Source organism: Streptococcus sp. 959 (genome assembly GCF_013277075.1).
Classification (GTDB): domain Bacteria; phylum Bacillota; class Bacilli; order Lactobacillales; family Streptococcaceae; genus Streptococcus; species Streptococcus pseudopneumoniae_C.
In genome coordinates this window covers 129294-148455 of sequence record NZ_VMMF01000016.1, presented here as the reverse complement: position 1 = coordinate 148455, position 19162 = coordinate 129294, and the positions used below count along the sequence as shown (strand labels likewise).

General features: G+C 41.2%; 21 protein-coding genes and 1 riboswitch. Of the genes, 16 read left to right on the top strand and 5 right to left on the bottom strand.

The genetic code is table 11. The annotated features are described in order from the left end of the window. Nucleotides 1-3: 3 nt before the first annotated feature. From thiW to thiE, 3 genes are read left to right on the top strand one after another with little or no spacing between them, the layout of a single operon-like run. Complete coding sequence (gene thiW / locus HT717_RS05835) at nt 4-528, top strand: energy coupling factor transporter S component ThiW (RefSeq protein WP_049541188.1); 525 nt, start codon at nt 4-6, stop codon at nt 526-528. Continuing rightward, a complete protein-coding gene (locus HT717_RS05830) occupies nt 528-1343 on the top strand; it encodes a hydroxyethylthiazole kinase (RefSeq protein ID WP_049541190.1) in 816 nt (271 codons plus the stop codon). Before thiW ends, HT717_RS05830 begins: the two co-directional genes overlap by 1 nt. Next, on the top strand, nt 1324-1956 hold the full coding sequence (gene thiE / locus HT717_RS05825) for a thiamine phosphate synthase (protein WP_049541191.1): 633 nt from the start codon (nt 1324-1326) through the stop codon (nt 1954-1956). Before HT717_RS05830 ends, thiE begins: the two co-directional genes overlap by 20 nt. Nucleotides 1957-2104: 148 nt before the next feature. On the opposite strand, the gene thiD is transcribed toward thiE, so the two are convergent. Further along, nucleotides 2105-2896 carry a bifunctional hydroxymethylpyrimidine kinase/phosphomethylpyrimidine kinase gene (gene thiD, locus HT717_RS05820; protein WP_049541193.1) on the bottom strand — a complete coding sequence of 264 codons (792 nt, stop codon included), beginning with the start codon at nt 2894-2896 and terminating at the stop codon, nt 2105-2107. An 83-nt stretch (nt 2897-2979) separates the two neighbouring features. Further along, a riboswitch (TPP riboswitch) is annotated at nt 2980-3077 on the bottom strand. Nucleotides 3078-3260: 183 nt separating this feature from the next. Here thiD and HT717_RS05815 point away from each other — a divergent pair. The 6 genes from HT717_RS05815 (at nt 3261) to manA (ending at nt 9792) form a co-directional block, all read left to right on the top strand. Then, on the top strand, nt 3261-3656 hold the full coding sequence (locus tag HT717_RS05815) for a CopY/TcrY family copper transport repressor (protein ID WP_049541195.1): 396 nt from the start codon (nt 3261-3263) through the stop codon (nt 3654-3656). Nucleotides 3657-3666: 10 nt separating this feature from the next. Then, nucleotides 3667-4038, top strand: a complete 372-nt coding sequence (locus HT717_RS05810; protein WP_000935079.1) for a cupredoxin domain-containing protein — start codon at nt 3667-3669, stop codon at nt 4036-4038. A gap of 9 nt (nt 4039-4047) precedes the next feature. Then, nucleotides 4048-6291, top strand: coding sequence for a heavy metal translocating P-type ATPase (locus tag HT717_RS05805; protein WP_049541197.1), 2244 nt, complete (start codon nt 4048-4050; stop codon nt 6289-6291). Nucleotides 6292-6503: 212 nt separating this feature from the next. Beyond that, nucleotides 6504-8279 (top strand): pyruvate oxidase, encoded by a 1776-nt coding sequence (gene spxB / locus HT717_RS05800; protein ID WP_000191823.1) that lies wholly within the window; start codon nt 6504-6506, stop codon nt 8277-8279. A 58-nt stretch (nt 8280-8337) separates the two neighbouring features. Further along, a complete protein-coding gene (locus HT717_RS05795) occupies nt 8338-8685 on the top strand; it encodes a VOC family protein (RefSeq protein WP_049541199.1) in 348 nt (115 codons plus the stop codon). Between the two features lie 162 nt (nt 8686-8847). Next, entirely contained in the window at nt 8848-9792 is a 945-nt protein-coding gene (manA, locus tag HT717_RS05790) for a mannose-6-phosphate isomerase, class I (protein WP_049541202.1), read from the top strand. Between the two features lie 40 nt (nt 9793-9832). Here the strand turns inward: manA and HT717_RS09790 are convergent, their stop codons facing one another. Further along, complete coding sequence (locus tag HT717_RS09790; RefSeq protein ID WP_049541205.1) at nt 9833-11173, bottom strand: sodium-dependent transporter; 1341 nt, start codon at nt 11171-11173, stop codon at nt 9833-9835. A 247-nt stretch (nt 11174-11420) separates the two neighbouring features. On the opposite strand from HT717_RS09790, the gene HT717_RS05780 reads away from it, so the two are divergent. Next, nucleotides 11421-12161 (top strand): MerR family transcriptional regulator, encoded by a 741-nt coding sequence (locus tag HT717_RS05780; protein ID WP_049541207.1) that lies wholly within the window; start codon nt 11421-11423, stop codon nt 12159-12161. 41 nt (nt 12162-12202) lie between these two features. Here HT717_RS05780 and HT717_RS05775 read toward each other — a convergent pair whose 3' ends face one another. The 3 genes from HT717_RS05775 to HT717_RS05765 are packed head-to-tail and all read right to left on the bottom strand — an operon-like array spanning nt 12203 to nt 14849. Beyond that, nucleotides 12203-12724 (bottom strand): DUF1697 domain-containing protein, encoded by a 522-nt coding sequence (locus HT717_RS05775; RefSeq protein WP_049541209.1) that lies wholly within the window; start codon nt 12722-12724, stop codon nt 12203-12205. A gap of 48 nt (nt 12725-12772) precedes the next feature. Continuing rightward, a complete protein-coding gene (locus HT717_RS05770; protein WP_049541211.1) occupies nt 12773-13945 on the bottom strand; it encodes an NAD(P)/FAD-dependent oxidoreductase in 1173 nt (390 codons plus the stop codon). A gap of 58 nt (nt 13946-14003) precedes the next feature. Then, a complete protein-coding gene (locus HT717_RS05765; RefSeq protein ID WP_049541214.1) occupies nt 14004-14849 on the bottom strand; it encodes a DegV family protein in 846 nt (281 codons plus the stop codon). A gap of 124 nt (nt 14850-14973) precedes the next feature. On the opposite strand from HT717_RS05765, the gene HT717_RS05760 reads away from it, so the two are divergent. From HT717_RS05760 to HT717_RS05735, 6 genes are all read left to right on the top strand, one after another. Then, entirely contained in the window at nt 14974-15531 is a 558-nt protein-coding gene (locus HT717_RS05760) for a TetR/AcrR family transcriptional regulator (RefSeq protein WP_049541216.1), read from the top strand. 18 nt (nt 15532-15549) lie between these two features. Continuing rightward, a complete protein-coding gene (locus HT717_RS05755; RefSeq protein ID WP_000136974.1) occupies nt 15550-16017 on the top strand; it encodes a cytidine/deoxycytidylate deaminase family protein in 468 nt (155 codons plus the stop codon). A gap of 88 nt (nt 16018-16105) precedes the next feature. Further along, complete coding sequence (gene upp / locus HT717_RS05750) at nt 16106-16735, top strand: uracil phosphoribosyltransferase (protein WP_000515974.1); 630 nt, start codon at nt 16106-16108, stop codon at nt 16733-16735. Nucleotides 16736-16907: 172 nt separating this feature from the next. Continuing rightward, nucleotides 16908-17498, top strand: a complete 591-nt coding sequence (clpP, locus tag HT717_RS05745) for an ATP-dependent Clp protease proteolytic subunit ClpP (RefSeq protein WP_000613475.1) — start codon at nt 16908-16910, stop codon at nt 17496-17498. Nucleotides 17499-17576: 78 nt separating this feature from the next. After that, nucleotides 17577-17864, top strand: coding sequence for a YlbG family protein (locus tag HT717_RS05740; protein ID WP_049541217.1), 288 nt, complete (start codon nt 17577-17579; stop codon nt 17862-17864). 66 nt (nt 17865-17930) lie between these two features. Further along, nucleotides 17931-19091 carry an ABC transporter substrate-binding protein gene (locus HT717_RS05735; RefSeq protein ID WP_049541219.1) on the top strand — a complete coding sequence of 387 codons (1161 nt, stop codon included), beginning with the start codon at nt 17931-17933 and terminating at the stop codon, nt 19089-19091. Nucleotides 19092-19162 lie beyond the last annotated feature (71 nt).

Sequence of the window (19162 nt, the reverse complement as noted above, 5' to 3'; positions counted from 1 at the left end):
AACATGAGAAAGCACCAATTACAAGTTCATAAATTAACCATTTTATCTATGATGATTGCCCTTGATGTAGTCCTTACGCCTATCTTTCGGATTGAGGGAATGGCACCGATGTCCAGTGTAGTTAATATTCTAGCAGGAATCATGATGGGACCTGTGTATGCCTTGGCTATGGCTACAGTGACAGCCTTTATCCGTATGACGACTCAAGGGATTCCGCCTTTAGCTCTCACAGGAGCGACTTTTGGAGCCCTTCTAGCAGGTCTCTTTTATAAGTACGGTCGAAAATTCCATTATTCTGCTCTAGGAGAGATTTTGGGAACAGGTATTATCGGTTCTATTGTTTCCTATCCTGTTATGGTACTCTTTACAGGATCGGCTGCTAAGCTTAGCTGGTTTATCTACACTCCTCGATTTTTCGGAGCAACCCTAATCGGTACAGCGATTTCCTTTATTGCCTTTCGATTTTTAATCAAGCAGGAATTCTTTAAAAAAGTGCAGGGATATTTCTTTGATGAAAGGATAAACTGATGCAGGAATTGACAAATCCTTTTCCTCTGGGAACGACTTCCCTCATTCACTGCATTACCAATGAGATTTCTTGTGAGATGCTAGCAAATGGGATTTTGGCTCTGGGATGCAAACCTGTCATGGCAGATGACCCTCGTGAGGTTCTTGATTTTACTAAGCAAAGCCAGGCACTCTTCATCAATTTGGGGCATTTGTCAGCTGAGAAGGAAAAAGCAATCCGTATGACAGCTTCTTATGCAGCTCAAGCTGGTCTCCCAATGGTAGTAGATGCGGTTGGCGTAACAGCTTCATCCATTCGTAAGAGCTTAGTTAAAGACCTTTTAGACTATAGACCTACGGTCCTTAAAGGAAACATGTCAGAAATTCGAAGTCTTGTTGGCTTAAAACATCACGGCGTTGGGGTCGATGCGAGTGCTAAAGATCAAGAAACTGAGGATTTGCTTCAAGTTTTGAAAGACTGGTGTCAGACCTATCCAGGTATGTCATTCTTAGTCACAGGCCCCAAGGACCTCATCGTTTCGAAGAATCAGGTCGCTGTACTGGGAAATGGCTGTGCAGAATTAGACTGTATAACAGGAACAGGAGACTTAGTTGGAGCCTTGACAGCTGTTTTTCTCAGCCAAGGAAAGACCGCATTTGAAGCTTCTTGCCTAGCAGTTTCTTATCTCAATATCTCTGCTGAGAGAATAGTTGTTCAAGGAATGGGATTGGAAGAATTTCGTTATCAAGTTCTCAATCAACTCTCTCTTCTAAAAAGAGATGAAAACTGGTTAGAAGCCATCAAAGGAGATGTTTATGAACAGAGAGGCGCTTAGACTGTATCTGGTAACCAATCGCTACCAAGATTCCGTGGAAAGCTTTCTTGAAAAGGTTGAGAGGGCTTGCCGTTCAGGGGTTACCATAGTCCAATTACGAGAAAAAAATCTCACAACCAATCAATATTATCAACTGGCAAAACAAGTCAAGGAAATAACAGATGCCTATCAGGTACCCCTGATCATCGATGATCGTTTGGATATCTGTCTTGCGGTTGATGCTGCTGGTCTGCATATCGGAGACGATGAACTACCAGTTTCGGTTGCCCGCAAAGTCCTAGGTCCTGAAAAAATCCTCGGTGTCACAGCTAAAACTGTAAAAAGAGCCATTGAGGCAGAAGAAGGAGGGGCGAATTATTTGGGGACAGGAGCCATTTTCCCGACTACGACCAAGGAAAATGCGCCTATCACCCTGATTTCAACCTTGAAAACAATTTGCCAAAGGGTTGCCATTCCAGTAGTTGCTATTGGCGGCTTGACATCAGAGAACATTGACCAACTTATCGGTACGGGTATAGCTGGTGTAGCTGTCGTACGTGATCTGATGCAAGCAGAAGATGTAGAGGCAAAAACGCAAGCCTTTTTAACAAAGTTGGATGATATTATTTTCTAATTAATACTCAATGAAAATTAAAGAGCAAACTAGGAAGCTAGCTGCAGGTTGCTCAAAATACAGCTTTGAGATTGCAGATAAAGCTGACCTAGTTTGAAGAAGTACAAAAACTCTCTAATTCCCTTAAAGTGGGAACTAGAGAGTTTTTTTAATCTTTAAAGCTTGTATGGTTGACTGGGCCAGAACCATGACCGAGTTGAGGGGCGTCTTGAATAGCTTTTGTGATAAAGGCCTTGGCCTTATCAACTGCCTGGTAAAGACTTTTGCCCTTGGCTAGTTCAGCCGTAATCACAGCGGCAAAGGTACATCCAGTACCATGGGTGTGACAGGTTTGAATTCTTGGACTTTCCCAGACAAATTGTTCATCCTTGGTAAAGAGGAAATCCTTGGCACCACCTTCGAGATGGCCACCTTTGATGACCACAGACTGAGGACCAAATTCTTTTAAAATCAGGCGACCAGCACGTTGCATGTCTTCAGGATTATGAATTGAAAAACCAACAATTTCTTCTGCTTCAGGAAGATTGGGTGTGATAATGCTTGCAAGGGGAAGCAGGTTTGTTTTTAGGTAGCTTCTCGCACTGGTATCAATCAGGGTGTCTCCGCTCGTAGCGACCATAACAGGATCAAGGACGTAGGGACAATCCAGCTTTTTAAGATAGGGCTGGATAATTTCCATGATTTCAGTAGTTGCCAACATCCCAGTTTTTACAGCCTGAGGTGGGATATCAGAAAAGACACTGTCCAATTGGGCTTTCAACATTTGAGGAGAAACATGCTCGATTAGCTGAACGCCTCTGGTATTTTGAGCGACAAGACTTGTCACAACAGCCATTCCATAGACATCTCTAGCTTGGAATGACTTTAAGTCAGCCATAATGCCAGCCCCACCACTAGGGTCAGTCCCTGCAATGGTTAAGGCAACGGGTAAATAAGTCATCTAAAACCTCCCAACCAACTGAAGTTTGTATTCTTAAGAACAAGCTGGTCTGTTTTAGAAAGGTAATAGAAGACTGCTAGTCCACATTATCATTTCCACTTCCATCAGCTAGCATTACCTAGATTGAGTCAAAGGGTCTAACAGTTGTTAATCTCAGCTTTACGCACCCCTAGTGGTTGTTTTCTTTTTTCTTTAGTATAGCATATTTTTATAGTTTATATAGTAAAAATTGACTGGAAATCCTTTATCATATGGTTAAAATTCAATTTTTCAAAGAAAAAATTAATTTCATAGTTGACAAATGTAGATTTTAATAGTATACTGATGATTGTAATTGACAAATGTAGATTTTGGAGGTGTGATTATGCAGATTTCAGATGCAGAATGGCAGGTCATGAAGATTATTTGGATGCAAGGAGAGCAGACTAGTACGGATTTGATCAGGGTTCTGGCGGAGCGGTTCGACTGGTCCAAGTCAACCATTCAAACTCTTTTGGCTCGTTTGGTTGAGAAAGAGTGTCTGACAAGGAAAAAAGAAGGCAAGTTCTTTGTCTATTCAGCCCTTTTAACTTTGGACCAAAGTCGGGATTTACTTGTCCAAGATATCAAGGACAAGGTTTGTTCTCGTAGGATTAAGAACTTGTTGGCTGATTTGATTATGGAATGTGATTTTACTCTGGCTGACTTGGCTGACTTGGAAGCTGCGATTTCTAAGAAGAAATCAAGTGCTGTAACAGAAGTAAGATGTAATTGTATGTAAAGGAGACGTCATGTTAAATAGTATTGTAACCATTGTTTGTATTACCCTTATCGCGTTTATCTTGTTTTGGTTTTTCAAAAAGCCTGAAAAATCTGGACAAAAAGCCCAGCAAAAAAAGGGCTACCAAGAGATTCGAGTGGAGGTCATGGGGGGCTATACGCCTGAGTTGATTATCCTCAAGAAATCAGTGCCAGCCCGCATTGTCTTTGACCGCAAGGATCCTTCACCATGTTTGGACCAAATTGTTTTTCCAGACTTTGGTGTCCATGCGGACCTGCCTATGGGGGAAGAGTATATAGTGGAAATCACGCCTGAGCAGGCTGGAGAGTATGGTTTCTCTTGTGGCATGAATATGATGCACGGCAAGATGATTGTAGAATAGGAGAATGATATGACTGAAATTGTAAAAGCAAGTGTTGAAAATGGTGTTCAAAAAATCCGTATCACGGCAGACAAAGGCTACCATCCAGCTCATATACAGCTTCAAAAAGGGATTCCAGCTGAGATCACCTTTCATCGAGCAACTCCTTCAAACTGTTACAAGGAAATTCTGTTTGAAGAAGAAGGCATCTTGGAACCAATCGGCGTAGATGAGGAGAAAGTCATTCGTTTTACACCTCAAGAATTAGGTCAACATGAATTTTCTTGTGGTATGAAGATGCAAAAGGGAAGCTATACAGTTGTTGAGAAGACTCGAAAATCTCTATCACTTTTACAGCGTTTTTGGATTACTAGTATCTTTACTGTGCCTCTTGTAATCCTCATGATTGGGATGTCGACAGGAGGAATTAGTCACCAAGTCATGCGTTGGGGCACCTTTTTAGCCACAACACCGATTATGCTAGTAGCAGGTGGTCCTTATATCCAAAGTGCTTGGGCTAGTTTTAAAAAGCACAATGCCAACATGGATACCTTGGTTGCTCTGGGAACCCTAGTGGCCTATTTCTATAGCTTAGTTGCCCTCTTCGCTGGCCTCCCCGTTTACTTTGAAAGTGCTGCCTTTATCTTCTTCTTCGTTCTTATGGGAGCCGTTTTTGAGGAGAAAATGCGGAAAAATACTTCCCAAGCTGTGGAGAAATTGCTGGACTTGCAGGCTAAAACAGCAGAAGTCTTGCGTGAGGATCGCTATGTTCAAGTCCCTTTGGAGCAAGTCAAGGTAGGTGACCTGATTCGAGTGCGTCCCGGTGAAAAGATTGCTGTTGATGGTGTCGTAGTAGAAGGTATCTCTAGTATTGATGAGTCTATGGTGACAGGTGAGAGTCTGCCTGTGGACAAGACAGTTGGAGATACCGTCATTGGTTCAACCATCAATAATAGTGGAACACTTGTTTTTAGAGCAGAAAAAGTTGGTTCAGAGACTGTTTTGGCTCAGATTGTGGATTTTGTGAAGAAAGCTCAGACAAGTCGTGCTCCGATTCAGGACTTGACTGATAAAGTTTCAGGGATTTTTGTTCCAGCAGTTGTCATTTTAGGGATTGTGACCTTTTGGGTTTGGTTTGTCTTGTTGAGAGATAGTGTAGTCGTGCTTGGAGCTAGCTTTGTGTCCTCTCTTCTCTACGGAGTGGCAGTTTTGATTATCGCCTGCCCTTGTGCCTTGGGGCTCGCAACACCGACAGCCCTTATGGTAGGGACAGGACGCAGTGCCAAGATGGGAGTTCTCCTCAAAAATGGAATGGTTCTACAGGAAATCCAGAAAGTCCAAACTCTTGTCTTTGATAAGACTGGGACTTTGACGGAAGGGAAGCCTGTGGTGAAAGATATCATCGGCGATGAAGTAGAAGTGCTTGGATTGGCAGCCTCTTTGGAAGAAGCTTCTCAACACCCACTGGCTGAAGCCGTTGTGAAACGAGCGAGTGAAGTTGGACTTGAGTTACAAACTGTTGAAAATTTCCAAGCTTTGCACGGAAAAGGTGTCTCAGGGCAAATCAATGGAAAACAAGTTCTGCTTGGAAATGCTAAAATGCTGGATGGCATGAACATTTCTAGCACTTATCAAGATAAACTAGAAGAACTGGAAAAAGAAGCTAAGACAGTTGTGTTTTTGGCTGTGGACAATGAAATCAAAGGCTTGCTTGCTCTGCAAGATATCCCTAAGGAAAATGCTAAGCTAGCCATCAGTCAGTTGAAAAAACGAGGCCTTAAAACAGTCATGCTGACAGGAGACAATGCAGGTGTGGCGCGTGCTATTGCAGATCAGATTGGAATCGAAGAGGTCATTGCAGGTGTCTTGCCAGAAGAAAAAGCCAACGAAATCCATAAACTACAAGCGGCTGGAAAAGTAGCCTTTGTTGGTGATGGCATCAATGATGCCCCTGCGCTCAGTGTTGCAGATGTGGGAATTGCCATGGGAGCTGGAACAGATATCGCCATCGAGTCAGCAGATTTGGTCTTGACAACCAATAATCTCTTAGGAGTGGTTCGTGCCTTTGACATGAGTAAGAAAACCTTTAATCGAATTCTGCTCAATCTTTTCTGGGCCTTTATCTACAACGTCGTCGGAATTCCGATAGCAGCAGGAGTCTTTTCAGGTGTTGGACTGGCCCTCAACCCAGAACTGGCAGGTCTAGCCATGGCCTTTAGTTCTGTATCTGTTCTGACCAGTTCACTCCTACTAAACTTTAGTAAAATAGATTAAAAGCGGGCTTGCTCGCTTTTTATTATAAAACAGATATTAAAAACGTTTTCAAGCTGTACTGTAATAGAGAATAGAAACTTCTGAGCAGATTCTTAGTAAACTAAAATTAAATGTGGTAAATTAGAATTGTAATAAATTTACTAAAAGCGTTTTCATAATTTATATGAATGTTTCTTAGTAAATTTAAAAATATTTGAAGGAGAGTTATCATTATGACTCAAGGGAAAATTACTGCATCTGCAGCAATGCTTAATGTATTGAAAACATGGGGCGTAGACACAATCTACGGTATCCCATCAGGAACACTCAGCTCATTGATGGACGCTTTGGCTGAAGACAAAGATATCCGTTTCTTGCAAGTTCGCCACGAAGAAACAGGTGCTCTTGCAGCGGTTATGCAAGCTAAATTCGGCGGCTCAATCGGGGTTGCAGTTGGTTCAGGTGGTCCAGGTGCGACTCACTTGATTAACGGTGTTTACGATGCAGCTATGGATAACACTCCATTCCTAGCAATCCTTGGATCACGTCCAGTTAACGAATTGAACATGGATGCTTTCCAAGAATTGAACCAAAACCCAATGTACAACGGTATCGCTGTATACAACAAACGTGTAGCTTACGCTGAGCAATTGCCAAAAGTTATTGACGAAGCTTGCCGTGCTGCAGTTTCTAAAAAAGGTCCAGCTGTTGTTGAAATCCCAGTAAACTTCGGTTTCCAAGAAATCGACGAAAATTCATACTACGGTTCAGGTTCATACGAACGTTCATTCATCGCTCCTGCTTTGAACGAAGTTGAAATCAACAAAGCTGTTGAAATCTTGAACAATGCTGAACGTCCAGTTATTTACGCTGGTTACGGTGGTGTGAAAGCTGGTGAAGTGATCACTGAATTGTCACGTAAAATCAAAGCACCAATCATCACAACTGGTAAAAACTTTGAAGCTTTCGAATGGAACTATGAAGGTTTGACAGGTTCTGCTTACCGTGTTGGTTGGAAACCAGCCAACGAAGTGGTCTTTGAAGCAGACACAGTTCTTTTCCTTGGTTCAAACTTCCCATTTGCTGAAGTTTACGAAGCATTCAAGAATACTGAAAAATTCATCCAAGTGGATATTGACCCTTACAAACTTGGTAAACGTCATGCCCTTGACGCTTCAATCCTTGGTGACGCAGGTCAAGCAGCTAAAGCTATCCTTGATAAAGTAAACCCAGTTGAATCAACTCCATGGTGGCGTGCAAACGTTAAGAACAACCAAAACTGGCGTGATTACATGAACAAACTCGAAGGTAAAACTGAGGGTGAATTGCAATTGTACCAAGTTTACAATGCAATCAACAAACATGCTGATCAAGACGCTATCTACTCAATCGACGTAGGTGACACTACTCAAACATCTACTCGTCACCTTCACATGACACCTAAGAACATGTGGCGCACATCTCCACTCTTTGCGACAATGGGTATTGCCCTTCCTGGTGGTATCGCTGCTAAGAAAGACAATCCAGATCGCCAAGTATGGAACATCATGGGTGATGGAGCATTTAACATGTGCTACCCAGACGTTATCACAAACGTTCAATACGACCTTCCAGTTATCAACGTTGTCTTCTCAAATGATAAATATGCCTTCATCAAGGACAAATACGAAGACACAAACAAACACTTGTTTGGTTGTGACTTCACAAACGCTGACTACGCTAAAATTGCTGAAGCTCAAGGAGCTGTTGGATTTACAGTAAACCGTATCGAAGATATCGATGCAGTTGTTGCAGAAGCTGTTAAATTGAACAAAGAAGGTAAAACTGTTGTTATCGATGCTCGCATCACTCCACACCGTCCACTTCCAGTAGAAGTACTTGAATTGGATCCAAAACTTCACTCAGAAGAAGCAATCAAAGCCTTCAAGGAAAAATACGAAGCAGAAGAACTCGTACCATTCCGTCTCTTCTTGGAAGAAGAAGGTTTGCAATCACGCGCAATTAAATAATTCCTTCGTGGAACTTAAAAAGATCGGAGTAATCCGGTCTTTTTATGGAGGATAGTAAATGAATTTAAATCAATTAGATATTATCGTTTCAGATGTTCCCAAAGCCTGTGCTGACTTGGAGCGTATTTTGGATAAAAAGTCCGATTATGTTGATGACAGTTTTGCTCAGTTTACGATTGGCAGTCACTGTCTGATGTTGTCCCAAAATCATTTGGTTCCTTTGGAAAACTTTCGGTCAGGAATCATTCTTCATATTGAGGTTGAGGATCTAAATCAGAATTACCAACGTTTAAAAGAGATCGGTGTCGAGATTTTACACGGTCCTTGTGAAACGGATTGGGGAACAGAGTCCTTATTAGTTAAAGGCCCTGCCGGTCTAGTGATTGATTTTTATCGTATGAAATAGGACATAGTAGAGTTTGATCGCCAACAAAAGTTATAGCATAAGAAGGGATTTATTCACTATTTTTATAAAATTTTCTCCCTACTTTATAAGATATTAAAAAGAGTTCAATTCGAACTCTTTTTTTGCTATAATGAGGGGAGAAAAATCAGACAGGAGAATATGATGTCAGAACCATTATTTTTACAATCAGTTATGCAAGAAAAAATTTGGGGTGGAACCAAGCTACGTGATGAGTTTGGCTATGATATCCCAAGTGAAAAAATCGGGGAATACTGGGCTATCTCAGCTCATCCAAATGGTGTCTCTAAAGTTGCCAATGGTCGCTTTGAAGGAACAGATCTAGCTACTTTGTATGCGGAACACCGTGAATTATTTGGCAATCGTCCAGAACCTGTATTTCCACTCTTGACGAAGATTCTCGATGCCAACGACTGGCTCAGTGTCCAAGTTCACCCAGACGATGCTTATGGACTAGAGCATGAAGGCGAACTCGGAAAAACAGAATGCTGGTACATCATCGCTGCGGATGAAGGTTCAGAGATTATCTACGGCCACAATGCTAAATCCAAAGAAGAACTCCGCCAGCAAATCGAGGACAAAAACTGGGATGCCTTGCTGACAAAAGTGCCTGTTAAGGCTGGAGATTTCTTCTATGTACCAAGTGGCACCATGCATGCTATTGGATCAGGAATTTTGATTCTTGAAACCCAGCAGTCTAGCGATACCACTTACCGTGTCTATGACTTTGACCGCAAGGACGACAAGGGCAACTTGCGTGAACTTCACCTTGAAAAATCTATCGATGTTTTGAACATTGGCGAGCCTGCCAATAGCCGTCCTGTGACTGTCAAAGCAGATGATTTGCGTTCCACTCTCCTTGTATCCAATGATTTCTTTGCAGTTTACAAGTGGGAAATCACAGGAAAAGTTGACTTCGAAAAGACAGCTGAATACAGCTTGTTTAGTGTCTTGGCTGGTCAAGGTCAACTGACTGTTGACGGGAAAAACTATCCAATTCAAAAAGGTAGCCACTTTATCCTACCAAGTGATGTTGAATCTTGGATCTTAGAAGGGCAAGGTCTGGAATTGATTGTTAGCCATCCATAAAAAAGAAAGGGCCTGAGTTCACTACTCAAGTCCTTTTTGATTACATAAATTGGGCGATAAAGACCACAATGATGATGATTGGAATGATGAAACGAAGAAGGAAGAGCCAGACTTGGAAAAGTCCCTGTTTCCATGCTGTTTCATCAAGATGAAGTTCCTCCATAGCAAGAGCCTTTTTGAAGATGTAGCCTGTAAAAAGTGAAAGGCAGAGGGCTCCAAATGGCATGAGAAGATTGGAAACCAAGAAGTCCATAGCGTCAAAGAAAGTCTTCTCAAAAATGTGAACATCCGCCATGACACCGTAAGACAAGGCTGAAGGAATTCCAAAGACAAAGGTCAAGATTCCTAAAATGGTGCTCCACTTGGTACGCTTGCTGTTGTCCTGATTGGTGATATTACCCACATTGATTTCCAGCATTACGACAGAAGAAGTGACCGTCGCAAAGAGGAAGAGCAAGAGGAAGAGAATGTAGAAAATGGTTCCAAAAGTCATCTTATCAAAGAGTTGAGGCAAGACGATAAAGAGCAAGCTCGGCCCCCCTTCAGACTGGATATTGAAGGCTGACATGGCCGGGAAAATGGCTAGACCTGCCATGATGGATACCGAGATATTCATGGCTACGATGGAGATTCCTGATTGGACCAGATTGGTTTTCTTGTCCAAGTAGGACGCATAGGTCAGCATGGCGGTAACCCCTAGTGAGAGGGCAAAGAAAGATTGTCCCAGAGCATAGAGGAGACCAGCACTTGTCAGCTTAGAAAAGTCTGGTTTGAGGAAGTAAAGAACACCTTCCATGGCATTTGGCAAGCTGAGGGAGCGACCGATGATGACGACAAAGATAATAAAGAGCAGGGGCATCATGACCTTAGAAGCTCTTTCAATCCCTTTCTGAACACCTCGTGATACAATAAAGATATTCAATAGGATAAAGGCTGCTTGAGCTCCTAGGGCAATGGATGGATTTGAAATGATTGAAGTAAATAATTGAGCATAATCACTCGTTTCACCAAGTTGGAATAATTTTCCAAACTCAATCCCCAGATAAACCAGAATCCATCCACCGATAACACTGTAGAAAGATAAGAGAATAAAAAGGGCAAAGGCACCAATCCAACCGATAAAGTTGTACTTACTATTCTTGCCTAGTTTTCCAAATGTTTTAATCCCAGAGACACCAGCGCTTCGGCCGAGGGCAAATTCAGCTAGCAAAAGAGGGAAACCGATTAGAATAGTGGAAATGAGAAAGACTAATAAAAAGCCTCCTCCACCGTTGGCAGCAGTCATGTAGGGGAATTTCCAAACAGCTCCAAGTCCGATGGCTGAACCAGCAGATGCTAGGATAAAGCCTAGTTTAGAACCCCATTGCGATTTTTCAGACATAGTTAAACTCCTAAAATTAGTATTACAAAAGAAAAAGCTACTGCCCTTGGCAAATAGCCTTATCAGTACTCAAGATGAGCTTTTCTTTTGATTGATAGACTTGACTATCCTATCATGTTTTCTAAGGTCTGTCAAGAAAACCATTTTCAAGTTTTCACACCTTTCTCAAAAAGTTTAAAAAATCTCACAAAAACGCTTGACTCTGACCTAAGGGGAGGGGGTATACTATTATTGTAAGGAGGAAATCATGTACCATATAAAAGAAGCTGCGCAGCTTTCGGGTGTCTCTGTCAAGACCCTGCACCACTACGATAAGATAGAACTTTTGGTTCCTTTAAAGTCGGACAATGGCTATCGAACCTACAGTCAGGATGATTTGGAACGGCTGCAGGTCATTCTGTATTACAAATATCTAGGTTTTTCTTTAGAAAAAATAGCAGAGCTATTAAAGGAGGAAAGGACAGATCTATTGTCTCATCTGACCAGACAGTTGGACTATTTGACTCGAGAAAGGGAACATCTGGATACCTTGATTTCCACCTTGCAGAAAACCATTCAAGAACAAAAAGGAGAAAGAGAAATGAGCATTCAAGAGAAATTTGCTGGATTTAACTACCAAGACCATCAAAAATACCACCAAGAGGCGGTAGAGAAATATGGACAAGAAGTCATGGACCAAGCGCTGGAGCGCCAAAAAGGTCACGAAGATGAGGCTACGGCTGCCTTCAATCAAGTCTTTAAAGCATTGGCACAAAATCTTCAAGCTGGTCTACCGATAACAGCGTCTGAAAACCAAGAAGAAGCAGCCAAACTCTTGCAAGCCATTCGTACTTATGGATTTGACTGCTCTATTGAGGTCTTTGGTCATATTGGAAAAGGCTATGTCTATAATCCAGAGTTTAAGGAAAACATTGACAAATTTGGAACAGGAACAGCCCAGTACACATCAGATGTCATTGCCCACTATGTCCAAACTCAGACAAAATAAAATCGGAGGAGTATTCTTCCGATTTTTACTAAATTTAAGTACTACTTGCTTAATAATTTTTCTACCACATTTAGTTTTCGCATGGTCAAATCCACATTGAAAAGCTTTTCAAGATAGTTAGTATTGAGCTTTTTTCGTTTTGCAGTTCTAGGGAGATAGAGGTAGAGACAGTGGTTACCGACACAAATTTCTTCTTCGCTGTAATCAATTTTCAATTTGTCTAAAGGGAGGCTTTGAATAGATTCTTGATAAAAAATCACGTGTATACGGTCATAAAGATAGTGTTCTCTAAAAGGGTTTTCTTGGATAATGTTTTTAAAAATATCCTTATTCTTAATGATTATTTTGAGATCGGCTCCAATCTTTTTCTTTATTAGAGTATGAACCTGTTCTCGTATTTTTTCTAAGGCTAAGTTACTTTCAAGAATGATATTACCACTTTGAATATAGGTTCGAACTTGTTGAAAACCAGCTTCTGTCAAGATATCTACTAGATAAGACATTTTAGGGATAGCATTTTTTCCATTAGGAGTAACTCCCCTTAACAAGATAATATGTTCCAAAGTAGTTCCTTTCTTTTGGGGCTGATTTAGCCATTGAATAATTTAGATTTAGATTGGATTTGATCCCGCCACCCAGCCGGTACAAAGGGCAGAAGTGATGTTAAAGCCACCTGTGTGGGCATTGATATCCATGACCTCGCCAGCAAAGTGGAGGCCAGGGACCAGCTTACTTTCTAGAGTTTTAGGATTGATTTCCTTGAGACTGACGCCGCCTTTGGTGACAAAGGACTTGGCAAGGGACATTTTGCCAGTAACAGGGATTTTGAGTGCTTTGATAGACTGGAGAAGTTGTTCTCGTTCCTTTTCAGTCAGTTGTTTGACTTTTTCCGGATAGCCTTGCACAAAAAATTCTGCCAAGCGTTCTGGAAGCAAAGTTTTTAAGGCATTTTTCAAGGATTTTTCACGATTCTCTTCTAGAAATGCAACCAAGTCCTTCTCAGAAAGTTGAGGTAAAACATCCAATGAGAGAACTTCCCCACCCTTGACAAAGCTAGACATACGTAGGGCAGCAGGACCGGATAGACCAAAGTGGGTAAAGAGGAGATCATGCGTGATGACATGCTTGCCATAGCTTAAGGTCACATCGTCTAGTGAAATCCCCTGAAGCGCTTTGTGTGGAAAATCTGTTAACAATGGACTCTCAGCAGCCTCAAGCTCGGTAATGGTATGCTTAAAATGACGGGCAATCTCATGGCCAAAACCAGTTGAGCCAGTGGAAGGATAGGATTTCCCACCAGTTGTGACAATCAATTTATCACAAGTGAAGCTTTGGTCAGCTGATTTAAGAACAAATTGGTCATCCACCTTTTTAACCGAAACAATTTCGGTTTGAGTAGCAACTTGACCACCTAGCTCAGTGATTTTCTTTTCTAAGGCTTCGATAATGGTTCGAGACTTGTCACTAGCAGGAAAGACGCGGCCGTGGTCCTCGACTTTAAGTTTAACACCATTTTCCGTAAAAAAATTAATGATATCATGGTTATCAAATTGGGAGAAGACACTGTAGAGAAAGCGTCCGTTCCCAGGGATGCCAGCTAGCAGGTCGTCCAAGCTACCATTGTTGGTCACATTGCAACGTCCCCCACCAGTCCCAGCTAATTTTTTTCCAAGTTTCCGATTTTTTTCGATGAGGAGGGTTTTCTGTCCATAAAAGCTACTGGAAATCGTAGCCATCATACCAGCAGGACCTCCACCGATGACAATAGTATCAAAATGTTTCATAGCTCTATTGTACCATAAAAAAACAAGAGATGATGGTCACCTCTTGTCAAGAATGCAATTAATCAATTTCATATCCCATCAGCAAACCGCCATCTTCCGCATAAAAACTGCAGAGGCCAGATGTAGGTAGAATCTTAATGTCCGCTTGTGGGAAGGTTTCGCGGATTCGCTCTGAGAGCTGTTGACAACATTTCTCGTTATTGCGTTGAGCCATGACAATACGGCCACCAGCATATCCAGCTTTTATCAACTCTTCATAGGCTGTTTGAACTGATTTCTTTGCTCCTCGTGCTTTTTGTAGCAATTCAAGGGTTCCAGTTTCACTAGCTTCCCCGACCATACGGATATTTAGAAGGCCAACGACTGTACCGATAAGCTTGCCTAAACGGCCGTTCTTCACCAAGTTATCGACTTTGGCTAGGACAAAAAGTAACTTGGTTTTTTCTTGATAGGCAGTGATAGCTTCAACTACTTCTTCAAAAGATAAGCCCTGGTCAATCAAGTCATTTAATTTTTCTACGAGCAAGTCAACTTCCCCACCAGCAGACAAACTATCAATTACATGAATTTTAGTATCAGGATGTTCTTCCAGATAAATATTCTTAGCTAGTTGAGCACTATTGTGGCTGCCAGAAAGAGTACCCGTGATGGTTACTAGGAAAATGTTTTTGGCACCTTCAAATGCTCGCAAATAATCATCTGGGCTTGGACAAGCTGATTTTGAAGCTTCTGCAGTTGCATACATGGTTTCCATCATTTGATCAATGTCAAGACTGGCATCATCAACAAAGACCTGATCAGCTACTTGAATGGTTAAGGGGACACTTACAAAGGTCGTGTCAATAGCTGGTGTTGCCAGCTGACGATAATCACAACCAGAGTCAGCAATAATCTTCCAAGTCATAGAAATTCTCCATCTTTGTCAGTTATACATTGACAAAGGTTCTGTCTTTTTTTACAATTATATCATGAAAGCCCTTGAAACAAAAGCCTCATCCGTCTGTTGTGACAAGTAGAAAGAAAATGTTATGTCTGAACGTAGAATCTCTGAAAAGTCTCTTGAAAATCTCAGAAAATCAAACCAAGAATCCAATTTATTAACTAGAGAAGCCATCGAAACAGCCCTCTTGCAACTCTTGGAAAAAAAGGACTTGACCAAGATTAGTATTTCTGAATTGGTCAAACGTGCAGGCGTTTCTCGTGCGGCCTTTTATCGCAATTATGATTCCAAAGAAGAAATTTTAGAAAGCGTCTTTAAACGAACTATCCATAATATCATGGAGCAGCTGCATCATTACGATCTAAAGACAGACCTTTATCTGGTATGGGTTCACCTTTTCCGGGAGGCAAGAAAGGAAGCCAGAGTGATTCAATTGGCCTTGGATTACCATCTGGAAAAAATCTTTGTCCAAGCCATGCAGGAATTTCTAGAAAAATACTATGGAAAATCAAAAGGTGTCAGCTCTTATCTTCATTCCTTCTGGAGTTCAGCCATCGTCTCTGTTCTCCTAAAATGGATCAAGGATGGCATGAAGGTACCAGCTGAAAAGATTGCGGATTTACGGTTACCATTTTTTAAAAAATAGAGAAAAAGGAGAAGAGATATGACTGAAAAAAGACTAGCATGGGATGAGTATTTTGCAGCCCAAGCCCTACTAATTGCCAATCGTTCCACTTGTAAACGTGCCAAAGTGGGTGCGATTCTGGTTAAGGATAATAAGGTGATTTCAACTGGTTACAATGGTTCGGTGTCAGGGACTGAGCATTGTATTGACCACGAATGTCTGGTTATCGAAGGTCACTGTGTTCGCACCCTTCACGCTGAGGTTAATGCCATTCTCCAAGGTGCTGAGCGTGGTGTTCCTAAAGGATTTACAGCCTATGTGACACACTTTCCTTGTCTGAATTGCACGAAACAATTGCTGCAGGTCGGTTGCAAGCGCGTGGTTTATATCAACCAGTACCGAATGGATGACTATGCCCAATACCTTTATCAAGAAAAAGGGACAGAATTGACCCATTTACCACTTGAGACTGTACAGGAAGCTCTTAAAGAGGCAGATTTGATGTAAAAATTATCAAAAATAAATGGTTTAGAAAGATTTTTAAACCGTTTTTTGGTATAATAAGAAGAATAAATTGAAAGAAGGAATTCCAAAAATGGGAAAAATTGAAGTTATTAATCATCCACTGATTCAACACAAATTGTCAATCTTGCGTCGTACAGATACTTCTACAAAAGCTTTCCGTGAGCTAGTAGATGAGATTGCAATGTTGATGGGGTATGAAGTACTTCGTGATCTTCCACTAGAAGATGTGGAAATCGAAACACCAATTACAAAAACAGTTCAAAAACAATTGGCTGGTAAGAAATTGGCCATCGTTCCAATCTTGCGCGCAGGTATCGGGATGGTCGATGGACTTTTGAGTTTGGTTCCAGCTGCTAAAGTTGGTCACATCGGTATGTACCGTGATGAAGAAACACTTCAACCAGTTGAGTACTTGGTGAAATTGCCTGAAGATATTGACCAACGTCAAATTTTTGTAGTAGACCCAATGTTGGCAACAGGTGGCTCAGCAATCTTGGCTGTTGATTCTCTTAAAAAACGTGGCGCATCAAATATCAAATTTGTCTGCCTTGTATCTGCTCCAGAAGGTGTAAAAGCCCTTCAAGAAGCTCATCCAGATGTAGAAATCTTTACTGCAGCCTTGGATGAACGCTTGAACGAACACGGTTATATCGTTCCAGGTCTTGGAGATGCTGGAGACCGCTTGTTCGGTACAAAATAAAATTAAAAAGAGATTGACTTGGAAAAAGATTTCCAGTCGTGAAAGGAGGTTGAATTTTTGTTTCTGTCTAATGAAAACAGAGCAAAAATTTGACCTTTTTTGACCAAGATATTATAATAGTCTTATCTTCAGTCATTTGACCAACAAAATTAAAACTCAAAAGGAGAAATAAATGATTCCTGTAGTTATTGAACAAACAAGCCGTGGAGAACGTTCCTACGATATTTACTCACGTCTTCTCAAAGACCGCATCATCATGCTGACTGGTCCAGTTGAAGACAACATGGCCAACTCAGTTATTGCCCAATTACTTTTCTTAGATGCCCAAGATAGTACAAAGGATATTTACCTTTATGTCAATACACCTGGGGGTTCTGTTTCAGCTGGTTTGGCAATCGTTGATACCATGAACTTTATCAAAGCAGATGTCCAAACCATCGTTATGGGAATGGCTGCATCTATGGGTACAGTCATCGCATCAAGTGGAGCAAAAGGCAAACGTTTCATGCTTCCAAATGCAGAGTATATGATCCACCAACCAATGGGTGGTACAGGTGGTGGTACTCAACAAACCGATATGGCTATCGCTGCAGAACACTTGCTTAAAACTCGTAACACCTTGGAAAAAATCTTGGCTGAAAATTCAGGTCAGTCAATTGAAAAAGTCCATGCAGATGCAGAACGTGATAACTGGATGAGCGCCCAAGAAACACTTGAATATGGCTTTATTGATGAAATCATGGCCAACAATTCGTTGAATTAATGATGAGAGAAAGCAAACTCGACGGAGTTTGCTTTTTTTGGTATAATAGGGAGAGATTTCTTAGAAAGAGGATTTATCATGTTTGAAAAAGTTAATCGATCTGGCTTGATTATCTATCTTTACTATAATCGTGATGCAAAAAAACTGCAGGATTATGGAGATATTACCTATCATTCCAAGAAACATCGTTACTTACAACTCTATGTTCCAACAGAGAATCTAGAGGGTGTAGTTGAGAGATTAGGTAAGGAAAGATTTATCAAAAAAGTTAGAGCTTGTCATATTCAAGAGCTGGAAACACCCTTTGTTGGCAATCTTTATCGAGAGGAAAACGTTATTATCGAAAAAGTTCAAGAAAAGTGTTGACAATTTTCTGATAATTCGGTATATTCTTAACATGCTATTTATTTAAGAAATAAGGAGACAAAAAAAATGAAGAAAAAATTTGCCCTATCGTTTGTGGCTCTTGCAAGTGTAGCACTTCTTGCAGCCTGTGGAGAAGTGAAGTCTGGAGCGTCAAACGCTGCTGGTAACTCAGTAGATGAAAAGACAATCAAAATCGGATTTAACTTTGAAGAAACTGGTGCCGTAGCAGCCTACGGAACATCTGAACAAAAAGGTGCCCAACTTGCTGTTGATGAAATCAATGCAGCAGGTGGTATCGACGGAAAACAAATCGAAGTAGTTGATAAAGATAACAAGTCAGAAACAGCAGAGGCGGCTTCAGTAACAACTAACCTTGTAACCCAATCTAAAGTATCAGCAATCGTAGGACCTGCGACATCTGGTGCAACTGCAGCTGCGGTAGCGAACGCTACAAAAGCAGGTGTTCCATTGATTTCGCCAAGTGCGACTCAAGATGGATTGACTAAAGGTCAAGATTACCTCTTTATCGGAACTTTCCAAGATAGTTTCCAAGGAAAAATTATCTCAAACTATGTTTCTGATAAATTGCAAGCTAAGAAAGTTGTTCTTTACACTGACAATGCTAGTGACTATGCCAAAGGTATTGCCAAAGCCTTCCGTGAAGCTTATAAAGGTGAAATCGTTGCTGATGAAACTTTCGTAGCAGGTGACACAGACTTCCAAGCAGCCCTTACAAAAATGAAAGGGAAAGACTTTGATGCTATCGTTGTTCCTGGTTACTACACTGAAGCTGGTAAAATTGTAAACCAAGCGCGTGGTATGGGAATTGACAAACCAATCGTTGGTGGTGATGGATTTAACGGTGAAGAGTTTGTACAACAAGCAACTGCTGAAAAAGCATCAAACATCTACTTTATCTCAGGCTTCTCTACTACTGTAGAAGTTTCAGCTAAAGCAAAAGCTTTCCTTGAAGCTTACCGCGCTAAGTACAATGAAGAGCCTTCAACGTTTGCAGCCTTGGCTTATGACTCAGTTCACCTTGTAGCAAACGCAGCAAAAGGTGCTAAAAATTCTGGTGAAATCAAGGATAACCTTGCTAAAACAAAAGATTTTGAAGGTGTAACTGGTCAAACAAGCTTCGATGCAGACCACAACACAGTCAAAACAGCTTACATGATGACCATGAATAATGGTAAGGTTGTAGCAGCAGAAGTTGTAAAACCATAATAGAAAAATATTGAAATAGGGAATGAGCCTCTGACTCACTCCCTGTTTCGATGTTTAAGAACCTATCAAAA